The following is a 6144-nucleotide window of genomic DNA, read 5'->3' as shown; positions in this document are numbered from 1 at the left end:
TACTTCTTCCTCAAAATCAAAGCCGCGTTTCCCGGTAAAGTGCGATGAACCAAATAAAAGCCCTGCAGGTGAGAACAGCCGTCGGTGCGCAGGCGCGTGGCCTGTTCGACATCTTCGACGCCTTCGGCGGTGATCTGAATGCTCAGACTCTGGCCGAGCGTGGTAATCGCCTTGACGATCGCCTGGGCCTCGGCGTCGTGACAGATCTCCTTGACGAAGCTCTTGTCGATCTTGATCCGGTCGAAGGCGAACGAACGGAGGTAATGCAACGATGAATAACCGGTACCGAAATCGTCGAGCACGATCTTCACCCCCAGTGACTTGAGAGTTTCCAGCAGGCGGATATTCTTGCGCGACGCATCGAGCAGAATGGATTCGGTGATTTCCAATTCCAATCGATGCGGCGGCAGGCCGGAGCTGGCGAGCGCTTCACGCACCTGATCCACCAGCGCATGGTCGTCGAACTGAACCGGCGAGAGATTAACCGCGATCGTTGCCTCACACCCCCACCCCGCCGCTTCCGTACAGGCCTGCATGAGTACACGTGCACCGATGGCACGGATCAGACCGGTTTCCTCGGCGACAGGGATGAACTCCAGCGGCGGCACCACCCCGCGCTCGGGATGATGCCAGCGTAGCAAGGCTTCCATGCCCGACACCGTGAGACTGTCGGACGCCATGATCGGCTGATAATAGAGAACGAATTCATCGGCCTCGAGCGCGCGTCGCAGATCCACTTCCAGATCGAGGCGGCGCCGTGCCGCGCGGTGCAGTTCGGCATGAAAGATCGAACAGGCCCCCTTGCCACCGCGCTTGGCGTCATAGAGCGCCAGATCGGCACAACGCAACAACTCCTCGGTATTATCGATATCGCCGTTGGAGATCACCAGCCCGATGCTGATGCCGGACTGCACGATATGTTCATCGACCCCCATCGGCGCTTGCATCGTCTCGATCAGACGTCGGGCGAGCGCTTCCAACGCGTCTATATCACGACAGCGGGGCACGACCACGCAGAATTCGTCACCACCAATACGGGCGAGCGTGGCCGGTTCGTCGAGCGCACCACGCAGCCGCGCAGCAACCTGGACAAGCAGTTGATCGCCCACCGGGTGGCCGAGCACGTCGTTGATGTTCTTGAAGTTGTCCAGATCGATAAGCAACAGGCCGACGCGCGCTTCGTCGTAATCGCTGGCGGCCAACGCCTGTGCCAGACGCTTGTTGAACAGCGTCCGATTGGGCAAGTGCGTGAGCGCATCGTGGTGCGCCATGAAATGAATCTTTTCGTTGGCGCGATATTCTTCAGTGACGTCTTCGACCAAATACATCAGATTGGCGCCGCCGCCGATCTCGTCGGCAACGCGCAGCACGCGACATTTCAACTGGACGGCGCCATCCGCGGAGTCCACGCCAATCCGGAGCTCGCGGCAATCGTCGTCCTCCAGCGTCTTGAGTGCGACGCCACGCAGGCGTTCGACGATCGTGCTGGCATCGATGGTCGGCGCCGTCATGGCATGTTGCTTAGCCGCGTTGTCCACGAGAATCTGGCCAGTCTGGCCATCCTCCACCAGCACGCGAATCGGAATGTTGCCAATCACATTATCGAGAAAGGCGGACAGCGAACGCGATTCGCGGTAGCGGTGTTCGGCCAATCGCTTGGCCGCCAGAATCTCGTTCTCGTGTTCCTTGCGGCCCGTTATGTCACGCGTGATCTTGGCGTAGCCGATCAATCGTCCCTGCTCGCGCAGCGGCATGATGATCACATGGGCCCAGAACGCCGCCCCATCAGCTCGATAACGCCAGCCTTCTTCCTGATACGGCCCTTGCTCGCGCGCACGGGCGAGCGCGGTTTCGGGCAGGCCGCGCGCGCGATCGGCCGCACTGTAGAACATCGAGAAATGCCGACCCAATAAACCGTCGGCGTCGTAGCCCTTGATGGTTTTCACGCCGGTCGGATTGGCGCTCGTAATAATGCCTTCAAGGTCCAGCATGAGAATCGCGTACAGCGTGACGCCCTGAAACAGCAGCCGAAACTGGCGTTCGGCCAGCCGGGTCTTGTCGTTGCGCCACGTCTTGCCGCATTCGCGTTCGATCACGGCAAAGCCCGTCAGGCGGCCGGCGTCATAGACCGCCTCGATTACGCCGTAAACGAGAAAGCGGCTGCCGTCGCATCGACGGCGCCAGAATCGACCTTCGTGCCGGCCGTGCTCGCGCGCCAAGAGCAACGCCTCGGCCGGCGCGATCCCGGTCGGCGTCGGATCGTGCAGGCGATTCACGAATACGCCGAGGATCTCGTGCTCGGCGTATCCCGTGAGCTTTTGCGCCCCCGCATTCCAGGAGCGGACATGGCCATCGGCATCGAGCATGTAGATCGCGTGCTCGGTCATGCCGTCTACGAAATGCGTTGGGTCTGTGGTGTTTGGATCGGAAGCGTGCATTCCAGCCTGTAAGGCCAGCGATATTATGCCGTCTTATCGGCGAGCAACCGTAGCACTTGAACCACTCCGACGGTCACGCCAAGGCCATTCGTTGGCCTGGCCAAACGGCAACCTCGGACGGATCAACCTCCGCCGGCTAGTGCGATCGAGCGACATGGCGCCTGCTCTAGTGGCAACAGGCACCGCATTAGTCGTTATGTGTTTCCACGTGGCCGCCGAACTGATTGCGCATCGCCGACTGCAGCTTGTCACCGAAACTCGGCGTGTGGCGGGAGCGGAACCGCGCAAACAACGCCGCTGACAGAACGTTCGCCGGCACCGCCTGTTCGACCGCGGCATTGACCGTCCAACGCCCCTCGCCCGAATCGGAAACCTCGCCGGTGAACTCATTGAGGCTCTGATCTTCGGCCAACGCGATGGACGTCAAATCCAGCAACCACGAAGAGATCACGCTGCCTCGACGCCACACCTCGGCGATATCGGCAAGATTGAGGTCGAAACGCTCGTCCTCCGGCAGGAAATCGGCGGTACGATTCTTGAGAATATCGAAGCCTTCGGCATAGGCCGCCATCATGCCGTACTCGATGCCGTTGTGGACCATCTTGACGAAGTGGCCGGAGCCCGCCGGACCACAATACAGATAGCCCTGTTCGGCGCGGGGATCGAGCGTCTCGCTGCGTCCCGGCGTGCTTTCAATATCACCGGTACCGGGCGCCAGGGTGGCGAAAATCGGGTCGAGCCGTTCGGCGTTGTCCTGCTCGCCGCCGATCATCAGGCAAAAGCCGCGTTCGCGGCCCCATACACCGCCCGAAACGCCGACATCCATGTAACGGATATCACGTTCGGCCAGCGTACGGGCACGGCGGACGTCGTCCTTGAAATTGGCGTTGCCGCCATCGATCAGCGTATCACCGGCATCGAGCATCGGCGCCAGTTCCGCAATGGCGTTTTCGGTGACCTCGCCCGCCGGCAGCATCAGCCAGAGCGTGCGCGGTTTGGGCAGCGCCTCGACCATCGCAGCCAGCGAGTCGGCGCCTTGACCACCGGCCTCGGTGATGCGGCGCACTGCTTCGGCACTGGTGTCGTAGACCACGCATTCATGACCCGAATCCATCAGGCGACACGCGATGTTGCCGCCCATGCGGCCGAGCCCGAGTACTCCGATTTTCACGAAGACCTCCTTATTGCCGAATCGCCGAGAGCCCCGGCGATTCCGGTTCACTGCCATACGAAAGCGCCATTCTACAGAGCGCACCAAGCACTGAGGCGTGCCTCGCCTCAGCGATTGCGCTCGTCGCGCTCGCGGCTACTTCAACTTGTCCTGGGTATGATGCTTGAAGTCGCTGGCATCGTGGCGTTCGTGCAACTGTTCCGCTTCGTCGCCCCACAGGCGGTTAACCATGCGACCGCGCTGCACCGCCGGCCGCGCATCGATGGCCTGGGCCCAGCGCTGCACGTGCTCGTATTCCTGTACTTGCAGAAATTCGGCGGCGTTATAGACCCGACCCAGCGCCAACGCGCCGTACCAAGGCCAGGTCGCAATATCGGCGATGGTGTATTCATCGCCGGCCAGGTACGTGTTGTCGGCCAGCCGTCGATCGAGCACGTCGAGCTGGCGCTTGGCCTCCATGGCAAAACGATCGATGGCGTATTCGATTTTTTCTGGCGCGTAGTTATAGAAATGACCGAAACCACCGCCGAGATACGGCGCGCTGCCCATCTGCCAGAACAGCCAGTTCAGCGTTTCGGTCCGTACGTCCGGATCGCTGGGCAGAAATGCGCCGAAGCGTTCGGCCAGATACAGCAGGATGGCACCGGATTCGAAGACGCGCCGCGGCTCTCCGAGGCTGTGATCGACCAGCACCGGAATCTTGGAGTTCGGGTTAACCGCCACGTAACCGCTGGAGAATTGTTCCCCGTCGCCGATACGGATCGGCCACGCGTCATATTCGGCCTCGCCGTAGCCGGCCTCAAGCAATTCCTCGAACAGCGTGGTCACCTTCACCCCATTAGGGGTCGCCAGCGAATATAACTGGTACGGATGCTTGCCGACCGGTAGTTCGGCCTCGTAACGCGCGCCCGCATAGGGACGGTTGATACTGGCGAACTGGCCGCCGCTTTCTTTTTCCCAGGTCCAGACCTTCGGGGGCGTGTAGTCGCTCGAATCGTTCATTAGAAATGACTGCAGAGTACAAAGGCAGTCAGTGTACTACTCGCGCCTAGCGGATTCATGGCCGCCATGACTGTTCAGTCAACTAGGGGTTTGCCCTTAAGACCTATTGTCAGCCCGCTCCATCATCAATAGCCCGCCGGCCGGGCCGTTATAGACGGTCTAGACCATAAGACGCCGCCGCAATCGGTCGCGCTTTTCATGGATGCCGTATTTGCTGAGATACTCGAATTCCACGACCGCGAACGCGTGGTCAGAACGTTACAGCTCATCGAAGGACAGTCGCGAACGCTCACACTGAGCGAGCCTGGTGGCGACTGGACACTTACAGCCGCTCGTCTATGGCTCGAGGACGATGCGAGCACCGTCGTACTCGAGGCCAGCGAACCGCAGTGGGCGACGATCGATCTCCCCGACTCGGGTCTGGCTCTCACCGCTACGGCAGAGCGCGAAACGCTGCTCTTCGACGGCATCGCCCCGGTGGTGGCATCCGATACCACACCGCCCGATCGACGACGCTTCCATATCCCCGAACGCCTGCGCGTGGAGAACAAGCGTGCAGGTGTGCGTCTGCCGTTTCTCAAGGGGATGTCCGCGCGTTTCGAAGCGCGCGGCCGCAACGGAAAGACGGACCTCGTGGCGCGCGTGATCGACTTGTCGATCGGCGGTTGCCAGATCGAGTTGCCGGTTGCTGCGGCCTTGACGCTGGATATCGGCGGCACCGCGCTGGACATCGCAATCGAGTTTCCAAATGGAGACCGGCTGGAAGCCAGTGCGGTGGCGCGCTATGTGCGGATACTGGGCACGGGCGGTATGGCCCGTGTCGGCCTTGCACTTGAAGCACTCGGCGACGAACGGCGACAGCAGCTCTGGCTGTGGCTGCACGAGATCGAGATGGAAATTGCACTCCGGCGCGGCGAACGCAGTGCCGCCCGCGAGTCCGGTGGGCTTTTTCGGCCACGGGGGGGCGCGCGACGCACCGGTCGGACGGATGTTGCCGCCATCGCCCGCCGCGCAAATCACGCCCATGCATAAATCGCTTCTGGTCGTGGCTCGAAATCTGTCGCACGCCGCGCTGGCCGTGCGAACCGACGAGCCGTTGCCGGCCGCATCGATGCTCGCAGGCGCCGAGCGACTTTGCAGTCTGCTTCTCGAGGATCGGCAGGGCTTCCTGTTCACTCTCGCATCAATGACCGAACAACCGCCGCTGATTCAGCACAGCCTCGCGTTCGCGGGCCGGCTCGCCGACCTCGTGGTGGCGGAACCGGAAATCGACCTCAGGCCGCGAGATATTGCACTTGCCGCGCTGTTGCACGATTTGCAGGTGGTTCGTCGCGTGCAATATCCGGCCGCCACGCTGGCCGACGTGCGCCGCGAACCGGCGGTGCGAAGCGGGCAGCATATACCCCCCATGCGCGATCGCCTGTGCACACAGCCCGAACTCGATACGACGGCGATCCGGTGTATGTTCGCCGGCCTAGGTGTGACCTCTCAGTAGATTGTTCATCCGAGCCGCAAGCCTTGAAGCTGATGGGT

The 6144-nt window shown here is 61.6% G+C and carries 5 protein-coding genes; 2 read left to right on the top strand and 3 right to left on the bottom strand.

The genetic code is table 11. The features are described 5' to 3' along the window. The 3 genes from C41B8_RS18995 to yghU form a co-directional block, all read right to left on the bottom strand. Positions 1–2387, bottom strand: a 2387-nt coding sequence (locus C41B8_RS18995) for a sensor domain-containing protein (protein ID WP_051883792.1), incomplete at its 3' end; no start/stop codon positions are given. 238 nt (positions 2388–2625) lie between these two features. Beyond that, a complete protein-coding gene (gnd, locus tag C41B8_RS18990; RefSeq protein ID WP_037341923.1) occupies positions 2626–3609 on the bottom strand; it encodes a phosphogluconate dehydrogenase (NAD(+)-dependent, decarboxylating) in 984 nt (327 codons plus the stop codon). A gap of 135 nt (positions 3610–3744) precedes the next feature. Then, complete coding sequence (gene yghU / locus C41B8_RS18985) at positions 3745–4611, bottom strand: glutathione-dependent disulfide-bond oxidoreductase (RefSeq protein ID WP_037341921.1); 867 nt, start codon at positions 4609–4611, stop codon at positions 3745–3747. 198 nt (positions 4612–4809) lie between these two features. On the opposite strand from yghU, the gene C41B8_RS18980 reads away from it, so the two are divergent. Then, positions 4810–5643 (top strand): PilZ domain-containing protein, encoded by an 834-nt coding sequence (locus C41B8_RS18980; RefSeq protein ID WP_037341919.1) that lies wholly within the window; start codon positions 4810–4812, stop codon positions 5641–5643. Further along, positions 5636–6106 carry a hypothetical protein gene (locus C41B8_RS18975; protein ID WP_051883791.1) on the top strand — a complete coding sequence of 157 codons (471 nt, stop codon included), beginning with the start codon at positions 5636–5638 and terminating at the stop codon, positions 6104–6106. The genes C41B8_RS18980 and C41B8_RS18975 overlap by 8 nt, the downstream gene beginning before the upstream one ends. Positions 6107–6144: the final 38 nt, after the last annotated feature.

This window comes from Salinisphaera hydrothermalis C41B8 (assembly GCF_000732535.1).
Taxonomy (GTDB): Bacteria; Pseudomonadota; Gammaproteobacteria; order Nevskiales; family Salinisphaeraceae; genus Salinisphaera; species Salinisphaera hydrothermalis.
Note: the sequence above shows the minus strand (reverse complement) of the source record. Positions and strands in the feature narration are given on the sequence as shown.

Excerpts from the sequence above, each read along its gene's own strand:
- yghU (WP_037341921.1), bottom strand. The coding sequence starts at position 4,611 with ATGAACGATTCGAGCGACTACACGCCCCCGAAGGTCTGGACCTGGGAA.
- C41B8_RS18980 (WP_037341919.1), top strand. The coding sequence starts at position 4,810 with ATGGATGCCGTATTTGCTGAGATACTCGAATTCCACGACCGCGAACGC.
- C41B8_RS18975 (WP_051883791.1), top strand. The coding sequence starts at position 5,636 with ATGCATAAATCGCTTCTGGTCGTGGCTCGAAATCTGTCGCACGCCGCG.